The following is an 18,135-nucleotide window of genomic DNA, read 5'->3' as shown; positions in this document are numbered from 1 at the left end:
CCCGCCTCAGGAGCCCACGTGAGCAGCACCGCGGACCCCCGCCCCCGCCCCCCGCAGGAGGACGTCGCCGTCGGGCGGCGCCGTCGTCGTCGCCGCCCGTGGCTGATCGCCCTGGCGGTGGTGCTCGTGGCGCTGCTGGCCGTGGGCATCGCGGCGGCGGTGTACGTCGGCGGGATCGCCCGGATCATCGACCAGGACACCCAGCGCTTCGACGGCGGCGCGTTCCCCGCCGAGTCGGGCCGCCCGGGCGCCGCGGGGGCGTCCGCCCAGCAGCCCACCGCGCCGCCGCCCGGCATGGACGCGGACCAGGCCGCCGAAGGCGCCCAGGGCCCCGTCGCCCCGGACGCGGACGAGAAGGCGGACGAGCAGGCCCTCGACGTGCTGCTCGTCGGCGAGGACGCGGGCGCGGAGGGCCGTGACTCCGCCGGCCGGTCGGACACCCTCATGTGGGTCCACGTGCCCGGGGACCGCAGCGAGATCCAGGTCATGTCCATCATGCGCGACATGTGGGTGCCGATCCCGGGACACGGGGACCACAAGGTCAACGCCGCCTACCAGTACGGCGGCATCCCGCTGACGGTGGCCACCGCGGAGAACATGTTCCAGGCACGCGTGGACCACGTGATCGCCGTGGACCTCGCCGGCTTCAAGGGCCTCGTGGACGCCCTGGGCGGCGTCAGCGTGGACAACCCCAGCGCCTTCGTCTCGACCGGCGGCATCGACTTCCCCGCGGGCACCGTGCAGATGGACGGGGACAAGGCCCTGGCCTACGCGCGGGAGCGGTACAACCTGCCGCGCAGCGACTTCGACCGTGTGGAGAACCAGCAGCGCCTGGTCAAGGCCATCGTGGCCGCGTTCCTCTCCCGCGACACCCTCTCGGACCCGAGCCGCGTGCAGGCCGCCGTCGAGGAGTTCGCCCCCTTCCTGACCCTCGACGACGAGCTCGACTCGAGCACCCTCGCGAACCTGGCGTGGTCCCTGCGCGACGCGCGCGACGCCCCGATCGTGACCAGCACGGTGCCGTCCGTGGGCGTGGGCTACACGGACACCGGCGAGGACGTCGTGTGGCCGGACTGGGCGGCGATCGCCCGCCTGGGCGAGGGCATCCGCACCGGCACCCTGGGGGAGGCCGTCGCGCAGTGAGCACGCCGTCCCGGCCGTCACTGGTACGGCACTGGCTCGCGCTCGCGGAGGAGCTCGTGGGCCGGGCCGCGCCGCGACTCGACGCCCTGAACCTCTTCCCGGTCCCGGACGCGGACACGGGCACGAACATGCTCGCCACGCTGACGGCGGCCCGCACCGCGGCCGACGCCTGCCCCGCACAGGACGACGCCGGCGCCGTGCTCGCGCACGCGGGCGCGGCCGCGCTGGACTCGGCCCGGGGCAACTCGGGCATGCTGCTCGCGGTCGGCCTGGCAGGGATGGCCGAGCCCCTGCGCGGCCGGGAGCGCGTCGACGCGTTCGCCCTGGCGGCGGCGTTCGGAGCCGCCGACCGGGCCGCCCGGCAGGCCCTGTCGGATCCGCGCGAGGGGACGATCCTCACGGTGCTCTCCGCGGCCGCCCGCAGCCTCGCGCGCTCGTCCACCCAGGCCCCCGACACGCCCGCGGTGGCCGGCGACGCGGACCCGGCCGTGCGGCTCGGTCCGGCCGTGACCCTCATGCTGGCCGACTGCGTGCAGGCCGTGGAGGAGACCGAGTCGTTGCTCGCCCCGCTGACCCGGGCGCACGTCGTGGACGCCGGCGCCGTCGGGCTGCTCTGGGTGTTCGAGGCGCTGCGCGCCGTCGTCACGGGCACGCCCGTGGACGAGGAGCTGGCCACCGCCCTCCCCGGCTACGTCGAGGGCGCCCACGCCGCGGAGGGCGAGCCCGCCGCCGCGGCGGAGGCGCCGACCGAGGGGGCCGTCGAGGTGATGGGCACCCTGACGCTCACCCCGCTCGCCGCGGCCGAGCTGCGCCGACGGCTGACCGACGTGGGGGACGCCGTGATCCTCGCCCCCGTCGGGACCGCCCGTGACGCGCAGGGCCGGGTGCCGTGGCGGGTCCACGTGCACGTGCCCCGCGCCGAGGACGCGATCGGCCCCCTGCGGGCCGCCGGCGACGTCGAGGGCCTGGCCGTCACCGACCTGGCCGAGCCGTCGCACGGCGACGACGCCGCACCGGATGGGTGCCATGGCCGCTGAGGCCCCCGTCACCGACCTGCCCCTGTCCGAGGTGCTGGGCGGGAAGCTGCCCGCCCGCCTCGAGAAGGAGCTCGGGCTGACCACGGTCGGGGACCTGCTGGACCACGTGCCGCACCGCTGGATCGAGCGCGGCGAGCTCACCCCCATCGCCGCCCTGCCGTACGACGCCGAGGTGACCGTCGTCGCCGTCGTGGAGTCGGTGACCACGCGGCGCATGCACAGCCGGCCCGGGTTCATCGTGGACGTCACCGTCGCTGACCCGTCCGTGGCCGGCGTGCCGGGGGCGAGCCTGTCCATGGCCTTCTTCAACGGCCACGACGCCCGCCGCCGCCTCGCCCCCGGGATGACCGCCATGTTCCAGGGCCGCACGACCGAGTACCGCGGCCGGATCACGCTGAACAACCCGGACTTCGCCCTCCTGGACGACGACGTCGCCCCGGGGGAGGTGGACGTGCGACCGGTCCCGCTCTACCGGGCCACGGGGAAGCTGCCGTCGTGGACGGTCCGCTCCGCCGTCGCCCGGGTGCTCGAGACCGTCGACCTGGGACGGATCCCCGAGCTGCTCACCGAGCGGATCCGCGCGGAGGCCGCCGCGGCGCTCGACCTGGACGCGCCGCTGCCGGGCACCGCCCAGGCATACCGGGACCTGCACGCCCCGCACGACGTCGCCGCCACCGGCCCGGCGCGGACCGCGCTCGCCCTGCGTGAGGCGCTGCTCGTCCAGGCCGCACTCGCCTGGCGCCGGGACCGGGAGCGGGCGGTGCCCGCCGTGCCCCGCCCGCCGCGGCCCGGCGGCCTGCTCGAGGCCCTCGACGCCCGCCTGCCGTTCGCGCTGACGCCCGGCCAGGTGGCGGTGGGGGAGCAGCTGTCCGCCGAGCTGGCCCGGGACGCCCCGATGAGCCGGCTGCTGCAGGGGGACGTGGGCGCGGGCAAGACGCTCGTGGCCCTGCGGGCGATGCTGCAGGTCGTGGACGCCGGCGGCCAGGCCGCCCTGGTGGCGCCCACCGAGGTGCTCGCCGCGCAGCACCACCGCGCCCTGCTGCGCCTGATGGGCCCCCTCGCCGAGGCCTGCACCCTCGGGGCCGGCGACGGCCCGGCCACGAGGGTCGCGCTGGTCACCGGCTCGCTCAAGACCGCCGCACGCCGCGAGGCGCTGCTGGCCCTGGCCTCCGGTGAGGCAGGCATCGCCGTCGGGACGCACGCCCTGCTCTCCGAGAAGGTGGGCTTCGCCGAGCTGGCCCTGGCCGTCGTCGACGAGCAGCACCGCTTCGGCGTGGACCAGCGCGAGGCCCTGCGGCGGGCCAACCCCGGCACGCACCTGCTCGTCATGTCCGCCACGCCCATCCCGCGCTCCGTGGCGATGACGGTGTTCGGCGACCTGGACCTGTCGGTGCTCGAGGGGCTGCCGTCCGGGCGTCAGCCGGTCACCACGCACGTGGCGCGGATGGCCCACGGCCCGCGCGTGATCGGCCGGGTGTGGGAGCTGATCGCCGAGCACGTGGCGGCCGGCCACCAGGCGTTCGTGGTGTGCCCGCGCATCGACCCCGACGACGCCGACCCGGGCCACGCCAACGTGGAGGAGATGACACCCCGGCTGCGGGGTCTCCCGGCGCTGGCGGGGCTGCGGATCGACGCCGTGCACGGGCGCATGGACCAGGCCGAGCAGGACGCGGCGATGCAGGCCTTCGCGCGCGGGGCGACGGACGTGCTCGTGGCGACCACCGTCATCGAGGTGGGCGTGGACGTGCCCAACGCGACGGTCATGGCGATCCTCGACGCCGACGACTTCGGCCTGTCCACCCTGCACCAGCTGCGCGGCCGCGTGGGCCGCGGGCCCGGGGCGGCGGTCTGCCTGCTGGCCACGCGCCTGCCGGACGGGCACCCGTCGCTGCGCCGGCTCGAAGTCCTGGCCCAGGAGCAGGACGGCATGCGCATCGCGCAGGAGGACCTCGCCCAGCGCGGCGTCGGCGACGTGCTCGGCGCCGCCCAGTCCGGGCTGGCCTCGGGGCTGCACCACGTGGACGTCATCGCCGACGCCCCGCTGATCGCCGTGGCCGCCGACGCCGTCGCGCAGGTCATGGCGGCCGGCCCGGGGCTCTCCGCCCACCCGGCGCTCGCCGCCGAGGTGGCCCGCTGGGAGGCCGAGCACCTCACCGCCGCCGACTACCTCGAGAAGGGCTGAGCCATGTCCCGCATCATCGCCGGCGCGGCCGCCGGGCGTCCCCTGACCGCCGTCCCCGGCACCGGCACGCGCCCCACCACGGATCGCACGAAGGAGGCCCTGTTCTCCTGGCTCGAGGCCCGCGACTGGCTGGACGGGACGGCCGTGCTCGACCTCTACGCCGGCTCCGGCGCCCTGGGGTGCGAGGCCGCCAGCCGCGGAGCGGCATCGGTGCTGCTGGTCGAGCGGGACCGGAAGGCCGTGACCGCGTGCCGCGCGAACGCCGCGCTGGTCAACCGGGCGCGCGGGGCCGACGTCGTGCGCGTGCGTGCCGGGAGCGTGGAGCAGGCGCTCGCGGCGGAGGCCGTGTCCGTGGACCTGATCCTGGCCGACCCGCCGTACCCGGTCGCCGGCCCGCCGCTCGAGGCGGTGGTGGAGGCGGCGGCCGGGCGGCTCGCCCCGGGCGGGCTGCTCGTGCTCGAGCGGGCGGCCCGGGACGCGGCGCCGCGCCGGCCGCGCGGCCTCGAGGAGGTCGAGGTGCGCGTCTACGGCGAGACCGCCCTGTACCTCTGGCAGGACGAGCGCTGACCCCGCCCACCCGCTTTCGTTCGGGAAACGGCGGCGTGTCGGCCTGCTTTCGTTCGGGAAACGGCGGCGTCTCGGCCCGTTCTCACCGGGGAGACGGGAGGGCGGAACGGACTGGGCTCAGCACGGAACCGCGAGCACGGCGGCCGCCGTTTCCCGAACGAAAATGCTCCGGGGGCCGCCGTTTCCCGAACGAAAGTGCTCCGAGGGCCGCCGTTTCGTCAACGAAAGCGTCGGGGGTCAGGCCGCGCGCAGCCGCGGGGCCGCATCGGCCAGGCGGCGCATCGCCTCGTCGATCGCATCCGGGGACTTGCAGAACGCCAGCCGCAGCCACGACCGCAGGTGGCCTCCGTCCGGGCGGCAGAGCGCGCCCACGGGGATGCCCGTGACGCCGGCCTCACGCGTCCACCGCACCGCGGCCTCGGCCGCGTCCGTCACACCCCACGGGGCCAGGTCCACGACGACGAAGTAGCCCGCCGCCGGGACGACCGGGTCCAGGCCCGCCTCCCGCAGGCCCGCCACGAGCCGATCCCGGGCGTCGCGGTACCGCTCGCGCTGGCCGGCGAGGTGCCGTTCGGCGTCGTCGGTGGGCAGATAGGCACCCAGCGCGCGCTGGAAGGCGGGGCCGGAGGAGTAGGTGAGGAACTGCTTGACGGCGCGCGCGGCCCCGACGAGCTCGGCCGGGCCGGTCAGCCAGCCGACCTTCCAGCCGGTGACCGCGAACGCCTTGCCCGCGCTGGAGACCGTCAGGGCGATGTCCTCGGCGCCCGCGACCGAGCGCAGGCCGACATGCTCGCCCTCGTAGACGAGGTGGTCGTAGACCTCGTCCGCGAGGATCAGCACGCCCCGGGACCGGCACAGGGCCACGAGCTCCTCGAGCAGCTCCCGCGGATAGACCGCGCCCGTGGGGTTGTGCGGCGTGTTCACGATGAGCAGGCGCGTGCGGTCGGTCATCGCCGCGGCCACCCGTGCCGGGTCCGGCAGGAAGTCCGGCGCCTCCACCGGCACGCTCACGTGCCGGGCGCCGGCCAGGGCGATCGTGGCGGCGTGCGAGTCGTAGAACGGCTCGACCGTGACGACCTCGTCGCCCGGGCGCACGAACGCCAGGACCGTCGCGGCGATGCCCTCGGTGGCACCCGTGGTGATCATGACCTGCGTGGCGGGGTCCTCCGTCACGCCCCAGTGGCGCCGGCGGTGCTCTGCGACGGCCTGCCGCAGCGCGGGGTCGCCCGTGCCGGGGGCGTACTGGTTGGGGCCCGCCAGCACGGCGTCGGCCGCCAGCCGCAGCAGCGCGTCGGGGCCGTCGGCGTCGGGGAAGCCCTGGCCGAGGTTCACGGCCCCGTGCTCGACGGCGAGGCCCGTCATCGTCTCGAACACGGTGGGCACGGGGCCGGCGTCACCGAGCAGGCCCGCGGCCGCCGCCGTGCGACGCCACGGCGCGTCCACGTCGACGTCGTGCCGTGCCGATCCGGGGGTGGGCTGGGTTCCGTCCATGGCCGCACTGTACCCATCGCCGCGGACCGCACACGGCGGCGCCTGCCGCGTCGGTCACGACCGCGACGCGCCGGAGCCGGACCGGACGGGCGCCCGTCGCCGCTCGGCGCGGCCCCCGCTAGGCTGGCACCCATGCGTCGTGCCGTCTGCCCTGGTTCGTTCGATCCCCTCCACAAGGGGCACGTCGAGGTGATCGCGCGAGCCGCGAACCTCTTCGAGGAGGTGGTGGTCGCCGTGTCCTCCAACCCGGCCAAGACGTACCGCTTCAGCGTGGACGAGCGCATCGCCATGATCGAGGCGACGGTGTCCTCCCTCGCCGGTGTCGCGGTCCGGCCCATGGGCCCGGGCCTGCTGGCCGAGTTCTGCCGGCAGATCGGCGCGGACGCGATCGTCAAGGGGCTGCGCGGCGGCGCCGACCTCGAGTTCGAGGCCCCGATGGCCGCGATGAACCGCCACCTCACCGGGGTCGAGACGGTCTACCTCCCGGCCGACGCCCGGTACACCCACGTGTCCTCCTCGCTCATCAAGGAGGTCCACGGACTCGGCGGCGACGTCGCCGAGTTCGTCCCGGCCGCGGTCCTGCGCGGCCTCGACGGCGGGGCCTGACCCCGCCCGGCCCGCCCGCGGGCCACCCCTCCGCTCGTCCCACCGCATCCACCGCAGGAGAACCGCCGATGACCGTCCCGCCCCCCTCCCGCCCCCGCACCCGCAAGGCCGTGATCCCGGCCGCCGGCCTGGGCACCCGCTTCCTGCCGGCCACCAAGGCCATGCCGAAGGAGATGCTGCCGGTGGTGGACCGCCCGGCCATCGAATACGTGGTGTCGGAGGCCCGGCGTGCGGGCCTGGCGGACGTGCTGATGATCACGGGCCGGAACAAGCGGGCCCTCGAGGACCACTTCGACCGCCATCCCGCGCTGGAGGCCGCGCTGGAGCGCAAGGGCGACGCCACGCGGCTCTCGCAGATCCGCGAGTCGGACCTGGTGGGGGACATCCACTACGTCCGTCAGGGCGAGGCCCTCGGGCTCGGCCACGCGGTGAACTGCGCACGCCGCCACGTCGGCGAGGAGCCGTTCGCGGTCCTGCTGGGCGATGACATCATCGGCGACGGCGAGGCGCTGCTCGAGCGCATGATCGACGTGCAGCAGCGCCTCGGCGGCTCCGTGATCGCCCTCATGGAGGTCCCGGAGGAGGCCGTCTCGGCCTACGGCGTGGCCGCGGTGGAGGCCGTGCCGGGGGAGGGCGACGACGTCGTCCGCGTCACCGGACTCGTGGAGAAGCCGGCCCGCGAGGACGCCCCCTCCACCCTCGCGATCATCGGCCGCTACGTGCTGGCCCCGCAGGTGTTCGACGTGCTGGACGAGACCCCGCCCGGCCGCGGCGGGGAGATCCAGCTCACCGATGCGCTGCAGAGGCTGGCCACGGAGGAGGGCGAGGGCCGCGGCGTGCACGCCGTCGTCTTCGACGGCCGCCGCTACGACACGGGGGACAAGCTCGGCTACCTGCAGGCGGTCATCGAGTTCGGGACGCGGCACGAGGACCTCGGGGCCGACCTGCGGGCCTGGCTCCGGGAGTTCACCGCCGGGCTCTGAGCCGGGCCGGCGACGCGCGGACCGCCGCTGGCTTTGGCCGAGGCGGACCCACCCGGTAGGATGGGCTGTCGGTCCGTCGTGGCTGGACCCGTGTCCAGGCCGCATCGCATCCCCGCAGAGGGCGTGCGGACGGGCCGTGTACCCCCGCCGTCCCACCCGCCGAGAGGAGCGACCATGGACAGCATCCAGCACCACGGCGCCGACTCGCCGTGGGTGATCCCCGTGCGCGATCTGACGCGCGGGGCCGGAGTCCAGCGCGAGCTGACGGCCGAGTGGCCCGCCCCCGCGGGCGTCTCCACGCCGCTGCTGGGGATCCCCGAGGGGGACCCCGTCGAACTGGACCTGCGTCTGGAGTCGGTGCACGAGGGCGTCCTCGTCACCGGCACCGCGGACGCGACCCTGAAGGGCGAGTGCGGCCGTTGCCTGCGCCCGCTGCACGAGGGGATCACCGTGGACCTGCAGGAGCTGTACCTCACCGGCACGTCCGAGGACGACGCCGGCGAGCAGCCGCTCGTGGTGCGCGAGACCGTGGACCTGGAACCCGTGTTCCGGGACGCCGTGGTCATCGCCCTTCCGTTCCAGCCGCTGTGCCGGCCGGACTGCGAGGGCCTGTGCGCCGACTGCGGCATCCGCCTCGAGGACGCGCCCGAGGGGCACGCCCACGAGCGCGTGGACCCGCGCTGGGCCGCCCTGGCCCACCTCGCGGGCACCTCAGAGACCTCCATCACCGAGACAGAAGAGAGATAGTCGTGGCAGTCCCGAAGCGGAAGATGTCCCGTGCCAACACCCGTGCCCGCCGGTCGCAGTGGAAGGCCACCGCGCCCGCCCTGGTGAAGTCCGTCGAGAACGGTCGCGTCTCGTACCGCCTGCCCCACCAGGCCGAGCTGAAGACCGACGCCGCCGGCACCCCCCTGTTCTTCGAGTACAAGGGCCGCAAGGTCGCCGACGCCTGAGATGGCGTCCCCATCGGCTCGCCGCGGGCCTGAGCCCGCGCCCGAGCCAGAAGAGCTGTTCGAGCGTCTCGGCGTGCACATCACCGCCGGGACGCTCGAACGCGCTCTGACGCACCGCTCGTTCGCCTACGAGCAGGGCGGGCTGCCCACCAACGAGCGCCTCGAGTTCCTCGGGGACTCGGTGCTGGGCTACGTGGTCACCGACCACATCTTCACGGTGTACCCGGACCTGGCCGAGGGCGACCTCGCGCGCCGCCGGGCCGCCGTCGTGTCCACGCGTGCCCTGGCGAAGGTGGCGCGCCGGATCGGCATCGGCCCGTTCGTGCGCCTGGGCACGGGGGAGCGCCGCACCGGCGGGGCGGACAAGGACTCGATCCTCGCCGACACCCTCGAGGCGCTCATCGGCGCCGTCTACGTGGACCACGGGGCCGTGGCCGCGGCCGCACTCGTGCACCGCCACGTGGTGCCGCTGCTGGACGAGCCGGACCTGCTGCGCGAGAGCACCGACTGGAAGACGGTCGTGGCCGAGGCCGCCAGCCGCCACGGTCTCGGCGCCGTCCGCTACGCGATCGAGGGGCAGGGCCCCGCGCACGACCCCCGCTACCGGGCCACCCTCGTCGTCGGCGAGCGCGAGTACGGCTCCGCCGTCGCCAGCTCCAAGAAGCAGGCCGAGCGGGACGCCGCGGCCGCCTCCTGGCCCGCCCTCGAGGCGGATCTGCCGGCCGCGGGGCGCTGAGCCCGTGCCGGAGCTGCCCGAGGCCGAGGTCGTCCGGCGCGGCCTGGCCCGGTGGGCCACGGACGCCGTCGCCGCGGAGCTCGAGGTCCTCGACCCCCGCTCGCTGCGTCGCAGCCCCGGCGGTGCGGACGCCCTCCGGGAGCGGCTGCGCGGCGCCCGGCTGGCCGAGCCGGCTCGCCGCGGCAAGTTCCTGTGGCTGCCCCTGGCCGAGGGCGACGACGCCGTCGTCGTGCACCTGGGCATGAGCGGGCAGATCCTCGTGGACGAACCGGGGGCCGCCGACCAGCGACACCTGCGCCTGCGCCTGCCCGTCACCGCGGCGGACGGCTCCGCCCGCGAGCTGCGGTTCGTGGACCAGCGGATCTTCGGCGGCTGGTGGCTCGACGCGCTGCGGCCCGACGACGCCGCCGGCGGCGAGCGGATCCCCACCACGGCCGCCCACATCGCCCTGGACCCGCTGCACCCGTTGTTCGACCCCGTGGCCGTGCACGCGCGCCTGGCACGGCGCCGCTCCACCCTCAAGCGCGCGCTGCTGGACCAGTCGCTGGTCTCCGGGATCGGCAACATCTACGCGGACGAGGCCCTGTGGGGCGCCCGCCTGCACCCCGAGCGCCCGACCGAGCGCATGCGCCGGGCGGACACGCTGCGCCTCCTGGCGGCCGTCCAGGACGTGATGCGCCGGGCCCTGGAGGTGGGGGGCACGAGCTTCGACGCGCTCTACGTCAACGTGGACGGGCGATCGGGCTACTTCGCCCGCTCCCTGGCGGCCTACGGGCGCACCGGGCAGCCGTGTCGCCGCTGCGCCGCCGAGGGGGTCGACTCCCGCATCGTGCGCGAGCCGTTCATGAACCGTGCGAGCCACCTGTGCCCGCGCTGCCAGCCCAGGCCGCGCCGTCGCCGGGCCGCGGTGGCCGACGCCTGACGGGGCGTCCGTAGACTGGGCTGACCCCCGACCTCGAGCAGGAGACACGAGTGAGCCATCCCCCGGCCGCGTCCTGGACGCCCGAGCCCCTGCCGCGTCCCGAGTCCCCGCGCGACGACGCCTCGCCGGTCGCGCGGCGCCGCCGGCGCTGGCCGTGGGTCGTCGGCGTGCTCGCCGTCCTGCTCGCGGCGCTGCTCGGTCTGGGCGCCTGGTACGCGGGCTCGCTCGGGCGCATCTTCGACGACCACCGGCAGACGGTGGACGTGGGGGCGCTCGAGCAGGCGGCCGGGGACGGCCCGCTGAACGTGCTCGTCCTGGGCTCCGACTCCCGCGAGGGCGAGGGCGAGCAGGACATGGGCCAGCGCTCGGACACCATGATGCTCGTGCACATCCCCGCGGACCGACGCCAGGTCTACGTCATGTCCGTGCTGCGGGATTCGTGGGTCACCGTGCCCGGCCACGGTGAGGCGAAGATCAACTCGGCCTTCGACACGGGCGGCTACGCGCTCGCCGTGGACACGGTGGAGCTGCTGCTGGGAGTGCCGATCCACCACGTCCTCGAGGTCGACTTCCAGGGCTTCCGGGGCGTGACGAACGCGCTGGGCGGCGTCGAGGTCTGCAACCCGCAGGCCTTCTCCTCCGGTCAGGCCAACCCCTCGTACTACCCGCGCGGACACATCCTGCTGCAGGACACCGCCGCCCTGCGCTACGTGCGCGAACGGCACGCCTTCGACGACGGTGACGTCACCCGCGTGAAGAACCAGCAGCGTTACCTGGCCGGGGCGATGGACCGCTTCCTCAGCCCGCAGATCCTGGGCAATCCCGCCCGCACCACCGAGGTCGTCGCCACGTTCTCCGACCACCTCGGTGTGGACGAGGGGCTCACGTCGGGCGTGATCGCCTCGCTCGCGTGGCAGCTGCGCGACGTCCGCGGCGAGGACGTCGAGATGTTCACGGTGCCTCGCAAGGGCTTCGCGGAGGGGCCGAACGGCGACGCCATCGTCGAGCTCGACGAGGACAAGCTGGCGGACCTGCGCTCCGCCCTCGCGGACGACGACGTCCAGCGCTATGTCGACGAGCACGAGCCCCAGAAGGAGAAGAAGGCCCAGGCCGCCGGCGGGCCCGCCCCCGTGCTGACCCTGCTGACCGGCACCACGCCCGCACCCGCCCTCGGGGAGGACCCCTGTGACGACTGAGCCGCGCCGCCCCCGCCTCCTGCTGGTCTCCCACTCCTACCGGCCCGAGCGCACCCCGCCCGCGCGTCGCTGGGGTGCGGTCGTGGCGGCGCTGCGGTCGGCGGGTTGGGACGTCGACGTCGTCGCGCCCGGGGGTGTGCGCCCCTTCGCCGGGCCCGACGGCGAACACGTCCTGCCCACGCCTCGCCTGCCCCTGGGGGAGGCCGGTCGCAACGGCCGCTTCGCCGAGGCGGTGGTGCACGCCCTGCTCGCCATCCCCCGTGGGATGGCCACCCGACGCCCGGACGTGGTGGTGGCCACCGTGCCCGCCCTGCCCGTGGTGGTGCCCGGCGTCGTGCTCTCCCGCCTCTGGCGCCGCCCCCTCGTGCTGGAGATGCGTGACGCCTGGCCGGATCTCGCCCACGAGGCCGGGGTGCACCAGGGCCTGCTGGGCGCCGCGATGGAGCGTGTCGTGACCGGCGGTCAGCGCGCGGCCCGACTCGTGGTGACCGTCACGGACGGCTTCGCGGAGACGCTGCGCGGGCGGGGGGTCGAGCGTGCCGAGACCTTGTGCAACGGCGTCGAACTCGCAGGCCTGGCGTGGGCACCTGCTCGGAGGCGCGAGCCCGGGGACCTGCACGTCCTCTACCTCGGCAACATGGGTGAGAGCCAGGGGCTCGAACGGCTCGTGGAGGCGGCGGCCGAACTCCGCCAGAGCCGGCCAGGGGTGCGGGTCCGGCTCGTCGGCGCCGGCACTCGGCGCGGCGAGCTCGAGGCGCGTAACGCGGAGCTCGGCTCCCCGGCCGAGATCCTTCCTGCCTGCTACGGCGAGGATGCGGCGGCCCAGTACGCCTGGGCGGACACACTCGTCGTGGCGCTGCGGCCCGACTGGCCCAGCTTCCGCCACACGGTGCCGTCGAAGACCTACGAGGTGCTCGCCGTCGGCCGGCACGTCACCGGGATGGTCACCGGCGAGGCGGCCCGCACCCTCGAGGACGCCGGGGGAGCCGACGTCATCGGCCCACGGGTAGCTGACCTCGTCGCGCATCTGACCGCGCTCGCCGACGATCCGGCTCGCACTGACGTGGGGGAGGGCGGCCGCCCGTGGGTCCGACGGCACGCGGACCTGCCGAGCGTCGCCCGGCGTTACGTCCGGCTGCTGGGGCAGCTCGTCCCCGACTACAGGAGACACGCATGACCTCCATCCTCCTCGATTCCGTCCGCGCACTCGGCCACGCGCCACTCGTCCTGCGGACGGTGGTCGACCACCTGCGGGACGACCCGGCGGTCCTGGGCCTGCAGATCAGCCGTCGCCTGCCGCTCGCGGCACGCGTGGGCCTGGGGCGCCTGGCAGAGTCCCTGCCCGCACGCCCCGGCGTGGTCTTAGGCGCCGTGGGTCTCGCGGCCGCCGGCCGGCACGTGGACCTCCTCGAGCACGTCGAGGCGGTCCTGCCGTCCGCCGGCGCGCCAGATCGGGTGCGACTGGCGGACGTGCTCACGGCCGCGCAGGAGCCTGACCGGGCCCAAGCCGTCCTCGACGCCGTGCCCGTCGACACGCCGGGCTTGGCCGCCGCAAGGGCCCGCGTGGCCTGGCACCGCGGTGACGTCGAGGCGGCCATTTCCCTGCTCGGCGGCACCGGCCGGGACGGTGTCGTGCGAGCCCGGTTCGCCTCCGAGGTGCGTGCTCTGCGCGGGGGCGCCCTGCCGTTGCCGCGGGCAGACCGGGACCGGGCCGTTGGATATCGGCCCCGCCCGGGCTCGGCACTGTTCGTCCTGACCAACTCCCTGCCCCACACCGGTTCCGGATACGCGCAACGCAGCCACAGCCTCGCGTGCGCGCTGCGGGACGAGGGCTGGCACGTAGAGGCCGTCACCCGGCTCGGTTGGCCGGTCCAGACCGGCGTGCTCACCGCCGCCCGACGCGACATGGTGGACGGCATCGTGTACCACCGCCTCCTGCCCTCGAGCCTGGCCCGGGGATTCGACGGACGGCTGGCTCAGCACGCGCGGATGCTCCTCGATCTGGTCCTCGAGCGCCGCCCGGCGGTCCTGCACACCACCACCCACTGGGTCAACGCCGTGGTGACCCGCGCGGTCGCGGAGGCCGTGGGCGTCCCGTGGGTGTACGAGGTGCGCGGGCAGCTGGCGGACACCTGGGCCTCGACGCGCGGACCCGAGGCGCTGCGCTCCGACCGCTACGCCCTGTTCACGGCCCGCGAGGACGACGCCGTGCGTTCTGCCGACGGCGTCGTGACGCTCGGTGAGCAGATGGCCCGCCGCATCGCCGCGGCCGGCATGGACCGGGACGCCGTCGTGCTCAGCCCTAACGGGGTGGGGGGCGCCTTCCTGGAGGAGCCCGCCCCACGCGAGGATGCTCGCCGCCGTCTCGGGCTGTCCATGGACGACGAGATCGTCGGCACCGTCTCCTCCGTGGTGCCGTACGAGGGACTCGACGACCTTGTGCGTGCCGTCGCCGCGCTCGTCGACGAGAGGCCGCGCCTGCGGCTGGCCGTGGTGGGGGACGGCGTTGCCCTGCCGGCCCTGCGCCGGCTTGCGGCCGACCTGGGGATCGAGGATCGGCTGCTCGCGCCGGGACGGGTGGACCGTTCCCTGGCTCCCGTGTGGCACCAGGCCCTCGACGTCTTCTGCGTGCCTCGCAAGGACACGGGCGTGACCCGGGCGGTGACGCCCATGAAGCCGCTGGAGGCCATGGCCACGTCCCGGCCCGTCCTCGTCTCGGACCTGCCCGCGCTGAGCGAGATCGTCGAGGACGGCGTGACCGGACGGGTGCTGCCGGCCGAGGAACCGGAGGCGTGGGCCGCCGCCCTGGCGGCGCTACTCGACGACCCCGCCGCGGCCCGCGGCCTTGGAGCCAGGGCGCGGGAGTGGGTGCTCGGGCATCGGACCTGGGCGGCGAACGCCCGGCGCTATGACGCCCTCTACCGGCGCCTGGGCGTGACGGCGCCGTCTGCCTGAACTAATCCTTATACTCGACAGAGCATCACGGGGAGTCCGGCCCGCGCCGGATTCTGCCCTTGCCACCGCTTAGACGAACGAGGACCTCTAGATGACGACGCAGATCAAGGACGTGGCCGTGATCGGCCTGGGCTACATCGGGCTGCCGACAGCTGCCATCCTGGCCGAGAACGGCGTGCGTGTGCACGGCGTGGACGTCAGCCAGCGCACCGTGGACGCGGTCAACGCAGGCACCGTGCCCTTCGTGGAGCCGGACCTGGCGGACTTCGTGGAGCGCAACGTCAAGGCCGGTCGACTGTCCGCGTCCCTCAAGACGCCGCAGGCCGACGCGTACATCGTCGCGGTCCCGACGCCCTTCAAGGACGGCCATTCGCCGGACCTCGGCTACATCGAGGCTGCGGCCCGCGGTCTCGCCCCGCAGCTGCGCGGCGGCGAGCTCGTGATCCTGGAGTCCACCTCGCCCCCCGGCGCCACCGAGCACATGGCCGCCGTCATCCGCGAGGCACGGCCGGACCTGGACGGCGTCACCCTGGACTTCGCCCACTGCCCGGAGCGGGTGCTGCCCGGCCGGGTCATGATCGAGCTCGTCACGAACGACCGCATCGTGGGCGGGTCCACGCCGGAGGCCGCGCAGCGCGCCAAGCAGCTGTATGAGGCGTTCTGTCAGGGGGAGATCCTCGTGACGGACTGCGTCACCGCGGAGATGGCCAAGCTGGTCGAGAATTCGTTCCGTGATGTGAACATCGCCTTCGCGAACGAGCTGTCCCTGATCTGCTCCGACCTGGGGATCGACGTGTGGGAGCTCATCGAGCTTGCCAACCACCACCCCCGTGTCAACATCCTCCAGCCGGGCCCCGGCGTGGGCGGCCACTGCATCGCTGTGGACCCGTGGTTCATCGTCGACGCCGCACCGCAGACGGCCCGCATCATCCGTGCGGCCCGCGAGATCAACGACGGCAAGCCGAAGTGGGTCGTGGAACAGGCCAAGGCCGCCGCGTTCGACGTGCAGCAGGCCACCGGCCGTGCCCCCGTGGTGGCCGTCCTCGGTCTGGCATTCAAGCCGAACATCGACGATCTGCGTGAATCGCCTGCCCTGAACATCGCGATCGAGGTGGCGCAGCAGTTCACCGGTTCGCGCATCCTCGTCGTGGAGCCGCACGTGGAGGAACTGCCCGCTGCGCTGGCCGGCCGTGACAACGTGGAGCTGGTCCCGGCTGAAGACGGCATTCGGGAGGCGGACGTCGTCCTGCTACTGGTGGACCACGACGCGTTCGCCAGCCTCGGTACCACCACCGAGGGCAAGAAGGTCATCGACACGCGCGGCCAGTGGCGCTGACATCTCACGACGGCTCCCCCGACCCGAGGGTCGAACCGCACCCCGGGCGGATCGAGGACGCGGTCGTCGATAGCCGCCCCAGCCGTGAAGCGCTTGAAGGGGAGCTGGTCCGGGTCCACGACGAACTCACCCATCTTCTCACCGGCAGCCTCGCTGCGGATCGACGGCCGGAGGCACTCGGTGTGGACCGCCCCGGTGGGCTGGAAGGTGCCTTCGACCGGCATTGGCGCAAGATCCGACGGGAGCTCGGCAGTGTCTACCGTGACTACCGTGCGGGTCGCGCGTCGACGGGCTCCGCACTCAAGCGGGCGACCCGGATCGGACTGAAACACGGCGTGCTCGCCCCGCGTGACGCGCTGGCTGAATTCCTCCGTCTGCGGGACGAAGCCGTGGGGCCAACTCTCGCGGGCGCGGGACCCATGACCATGCTCCCGGGTGAGCTCGACTCCGAGCGCGCCCGGATCTGGCTGTCGGTTCTCGAACGGCACTATCCGTCAGGGCCTGCGCGCACGGCGTACTTCGAGCAGCTGCGCGGGCTGGCGCTGCGTGACGGCCAGATCTCGACCGCCCTCGATGCGACGGCTGAGCTCGCATCGTCGAACACCTCGATGGCGCGGGCCGCGGTCGACGTGAACGGCCGCATGACCGAGCTGAGCGGGTGGCTGCCCCGGCTGCCCGGCCCGGTGGAAGCGGTGTCAGGCTGCGGCACGAACGTCGTCCTGCACCTATTGAAGGAGTCTCGCCCCTACCTGTCCAACGGGTTCACATCGCGGACGCAATGGAATCTGCTGGCCGAGAAGGACGCCGGATGGACTCCTGTGGTGCTAACGGAGCCTGGATTCCCGGAAGGCCTGACGGAGGGGCGGCCATCTACGGTGGAAGAAGTGGATGGCATCGAACATCGACGTATCCTCACGGGCGCCTCCTACCGTGGGGTTCCATTCGATCGGTGGCTAGAGGACTTCGCGTTCCTCGCTCTCGACCACGTGCGAAACGTCCGGCCCGATGTCCTGCACGTCTCGTCCGGCCGACGAGGATATGAGACCGCCCTGGTCGGGCTCGCCCTTCGTGAGAAGACGGGCTTGCCCCTCGTGTACGAGGTGCGGTCGTTCTTCGAGGGAAACTGGACACCCGACCTCGACATCGAGGAGCGCAGTGAGGTGTTCCGTCGTCGGCGCGAGGTGGAGACGCGGTGTATGATTGCCGCCGACCGCGTGCTCACCCTCGGCGAGGCGATGAAGGACGAGATCGTTGCTCGCGGAATCCCGGCGGAGAAAGTGGACATCGTCCCCAACGGGGTGCAATTGGACCGGTTCACTCCCGCGCCTCGCGACCCGGCGATTGCGGCTCGCCATGGGATCACTCTGCCCACCTTCGGCTACGTGTCGAATATGGACCATCCCCGCGAAGGCCACGAACTACTCATCCGCGCGGCCTTGCTGTTGCAAGAGCGGGGCGTCGAGGCGCAGTGCGTGCTCGTGGGCGGTGGTCGGCGGTTCGACGAGCTGCGGGCGCTCGCACGGGAGCTGGGAATCGCGAATCGAGTGGTCTTCACGGGACCCGTCGATCACGAGGAAGTCGCGGCTCTCTATGGACTCATCGATGTGTTCGTCGTGCCACGGATCAATGAACGCGCGGCACGCTACGTCACGCCGCTCAAGCCGTTCGAGGCGATGGCTCTTCGGCGTCCGGTGGTGGTGTCCGACCTGCCCGCACTCCGTGAGATCGTCGCGGCACCCCGGCGTGGCCTCACCTTCCCAGTCGGCGACGTGATGGCGCTGGCCGAGACCATTGCACGGCTCCTGGAGGACCCGGCCGAGCGGCAACGCCTCGGAGCGGCCGGCCGGGAGTGGGTGGAGGCCGAGCGGCAATGGGTCCACAACGGGCCACGATATGACAGGGCATACCACGCAGCAATCAACGCGCGCCGTCGTGCGGGAGAGGGGTGAGGAATGCTTCTCACATATCGAGGTTTCGCGAGGGAACCCGGATCTCCGCTCCACGAAGCGATGGCACATCTGCGTGGCC

16 protein-coding genes are annotated in these 18,135 nt (G+C 73.9%); 15 read left to right on the top strand and 1 reads right to left on the bottom strand.

The window, feature by feature from the left end:
* The first annotated feature begins 18 nt into the window (after nt 1-18).
* Genes ABIB16_RS00995 through rsmD form a run of 4 tightly spaced genes read left to right on the top strand, consistent with a single transcriptional unit; the run spans nt 19 to nt 4,929 of the window.
* Entirely contained in the window at nt 19-1,143 is a 1,125-nt protein-coding gene (locus ABIB16_RS00995) for an LCP family protein (protein ID WP_095347298.1), read from the top strand.
* Entirely contained in the window at nt 1,140-2,180 is a 1,041-nt protein-coding gene (locus tag ABIB16_RS00990) for a DAK2 domain-containing protein (RefSeq protein ID WP_206480807.1), read from the top strand. The genes ABIB16_RS00995 and ABIB16_RS00990 overlap by 4 nt, the downstream gene beginning before the upstream one ends.
* Nucleotides 2,170-4,362, top strand: a complete 2,193-nt coding sequence (locus ABIB16_RS00985) for an ATP-dependent DNA helicase RecG (protein WP_354436003.1) — start codon at nt 2,170-2,172, stop codon at nt 4,360-4,362. The genes ABIB16_RS00990 and ABIB16_RS00985 overlap by 11 nt, the downstream gene beginning before the upstream one ends.
* A gap of 3 nt (nt 4,363-4,365) precedes the next feature.
* Nucleotides 4,366-4,929 (top strand): 16S rRNA (guanine(966)-N(2))-methyltransferase RsmD, encoded by a 564-nt coding sequence (gene rsmD / locus ABIB16_RS00980; protein WP_336639931.1) that lies wholly within the window; start codon nt 4,366-4,368, stop codon nt 4,927-4,929.
* Nucleotides 4,930-5,166: 237 nt separating this feature from the next.
* Here rsmD and ABIB16_RS00975 read toward each other — a convergent pair whose 3' ends face one another.
* Nucleotides 5,167-6,420: an aminotransferase class I/II-fold pyridoxal phosphate-dependent enzyme gene (locus tag ABIB16_RS00975; protein WP_129867299.1), complete on the bottom strand. Its 1,254-nt coding sequence runs from the start codon at nt 6,418-6,420 to the stop codon at nt 5,167-5,169.
* 132 nt (nt 6,421-6,552) lie between these two features.
* Between ABIB16_RS00975 and coaD the strand changes: the two genes are divergently transcribed.
* The 11 genes from coaD to ABIB16_RS00920 all read left to right on the top strand — a co-directional run bounded on the left by coaD (nt 6,553) and on the right by ABIB16_RS00920 (nt 18,056).
* Nucleotides 6,553-7,026 (top strand): pantetheine-phosphate adenylyltransferase, encoded by a 474-nt coding sequence (coaD, locus tag ABIB16_RS00970; RefSeq protein ID WP_036338106.1) that lies wholly within the window; start codon nt 6,553-6,555, stop codon nt 7,024-7,026.
* Between the two features lie 68 nt (nt 7,027-7,094).
* Nucleotides 7,095-8,009 (top strand): UTP--glucose-1-phosphate uridylyltransferase GalU, encoded by a 915-nt coding sequence (gene galU, locus ABIB16_RS00965; RefSeq protein WP_336638600.1) that lies wholly within the window; start codon nt 7,095-7,097, stop codon nt 8,007-8,009.
* Between the two features lie 174 nt (nt 8,010-8,183).
* Nucleotides 8,184-8,756, top strand: coding sequence for a YceD family protein (locus ABIB16_RS00960; RefSeq protein WP_002856392.1), 573 nt, complete (start codon nt 8,184-8,186; stop codon nt 8,754-8,756).
* Between the two features lie 2 nt (nt 8,757-8,758).
* Complete coding sequence (rpmF, locus tag ABIB16_RS00955) at nt 8,759-8,962, top strand: 50S ribosomal protein L32 (RefSeq protein ID WP_002856390.1); 204 nt, start codon at nt 8,759-8,761, stop codon at nt 8,960-8,962.
* A 73-nt stretch (nt 8,963-9,035) separates the two neighbouring features.
* Entirely contained in the window at nt 9,036-9,698 is a 663-nt protein-coding gene (rnc, locus tag ABIB16_RS00950) for a ribonuclease III (protein WP_012750822.1), read from the top strand.
* Between the two features lie 4 nt (nt 9,699-9,702).
* A complete protein-coding gene (gene mutM / locus ABIB16_RS00945; protein WP_145015480.1) occupies nt 9,703-10,620 on the top strand; it encodes a bifunctional DNA-formamidopyrimidine glycosylase/DNA-(apurinic or apyrimidinic site) lyase in 918 nt (305 codons plus the stop codon).
* A gap of 50 nt (nt 10,621-10,670) precedes the next feature.
* Nucleotides 10,671-11,816, top strand: a complete 1,146-nt coding sequence (locus ABIB16_RS00940) for an LCP family protein (RefSeq protein ID WP_354436002.1) — start codon at nt 10,671-10,673, stop codon at nt 11,814-11,816.
* Nucleotides 11,806-12,993 carry a glycosyltransferase family 4 protein gene (locus ABIB16_RS00935; RefSeq protein ID WP_041103158.1) on the top strand — a complete coding sequence of 396 codons (1,188 nt, stop codon included), beginning with the start codon at nt 11,806-11,808 and terminating at the stop codon, nt 12,991-12,993. Before ABIB16_RS00940 ends, ABIB16_RS00935 begins: the two co-directional genes overlap by 11 nt.
* Complete coding sequence (locus tag ABIB16_RS00930) at nt 12,990-14,771, top strand: glycosyltransferase (RefSeq protein ID WP_049146026.1); 1,782 nt, start codon at nt 12,990-12,992, stop codon at nt 14,769-14,771. Before ABIB16_RS00935 ends, ABIB16_RS00930 begins: the two co-directional genes overlap by 4 nt.
* 91 nt (nt 14,772-14,862) lie before the next feature.
* On the top strand, nt 14,863-16,107 hold the full coding sequence (wecC, locus tag ABIB16_RS00925) for a UDP-N-acetyl-D-mannosamine dehydrogenase (protein ID WP_354436001.1): 1,245 nt from the start codon (nt 14,863-14,865) through the stop codon (nt 16,105-16,107).
* The gene (locus tag ABIB16_RS00920) at nt 16,098-18,056 is read left to right on the top strand and encodes a glycosyltransferase family 4 protein (RefSeq protein ID WP_049146029.1); all 1,959 of its coding nucleotides are present in this window, start codon (nt 16,098-16,100) and stop codon (nt 18,054-18,056) included. The genes wecC and ABIB16_RS00920 overlap by 10 nt, the downstream gene beginning before the upstream one ends.
* The last annotated feature ends 79 nt before the right edge of the window (nt 18,057-18,135 follow it).

It is taken from the genome of Micrococcus sp. UYEF5 (assembly GCF_040546065.1).
Classification (GTDB): domain Bacteria; phylum Actinomycetota; class Actinomycetes; order Actinomycetales; family Micrococcaceae; genus Micrococcus; species Micrococcus luteus.
This window is presented reverse-complemented; position numbering and strand designations above follow the sequence as displayed.

Bases quoted from the DNA above. Each gene is read 5' to 3' on its own strand.
- coaD (WP_036338106.1), top strand. From the start codon at position 6,553: ATGCGTCGTGCCGTCTGCCCTGGTTCGTTCGATCCCCTCCACAAGGGG.
- ABIB16_RS00930 (WP_049146026.1), top strand. From the start codon at position 12,990: ATGACCTCCATCCTCCTCGATTCCGTCCGCGCACTCGGCCACGCGCCA.
- galU (WP_336638600.1), top strand. From the start codon at position 7,095: ATGACCGTCCCGCCCCCCTCCCGCCCCCGCACCCGCAAGGCCGTGATC.
- rsmD (WP_336639931.1), top strand. From the start codon at position 4,366: ATGTCCCGCATCATCGCCGGCGCGGCCGCCGGGCGTCCCCTGACCGCC.
- ABIB16_RS00975 (WP_129867299.1), bottom strand. From the start codon at position 6,420: ATGGACGGAACCCAGCCCACCCCCGGATCGGCACGGCACGACGTCGAC.
- wecC (WP_354436001.1), top strand. From the start codon at position 14,863: ATGACGACGCAGATCAAGGACGTGGCCGTGATCGGCCTGGGCTACATC.
- ABIB16_RS00960 (WP_002856392.1), top strand. From the start codon at position 8,184: ATGGACAGCATCCAGCACCACGGCGCCGACTCGCCGTGGGTGATCCCC.
- ABIB16_RS00985 (WP_354436003.1), top strand. From the start codon at position 2,170: ATGGCCGCTGAGGCCCCCGTCACCGACCTGCCCCTGTCCGAGGTGCTG.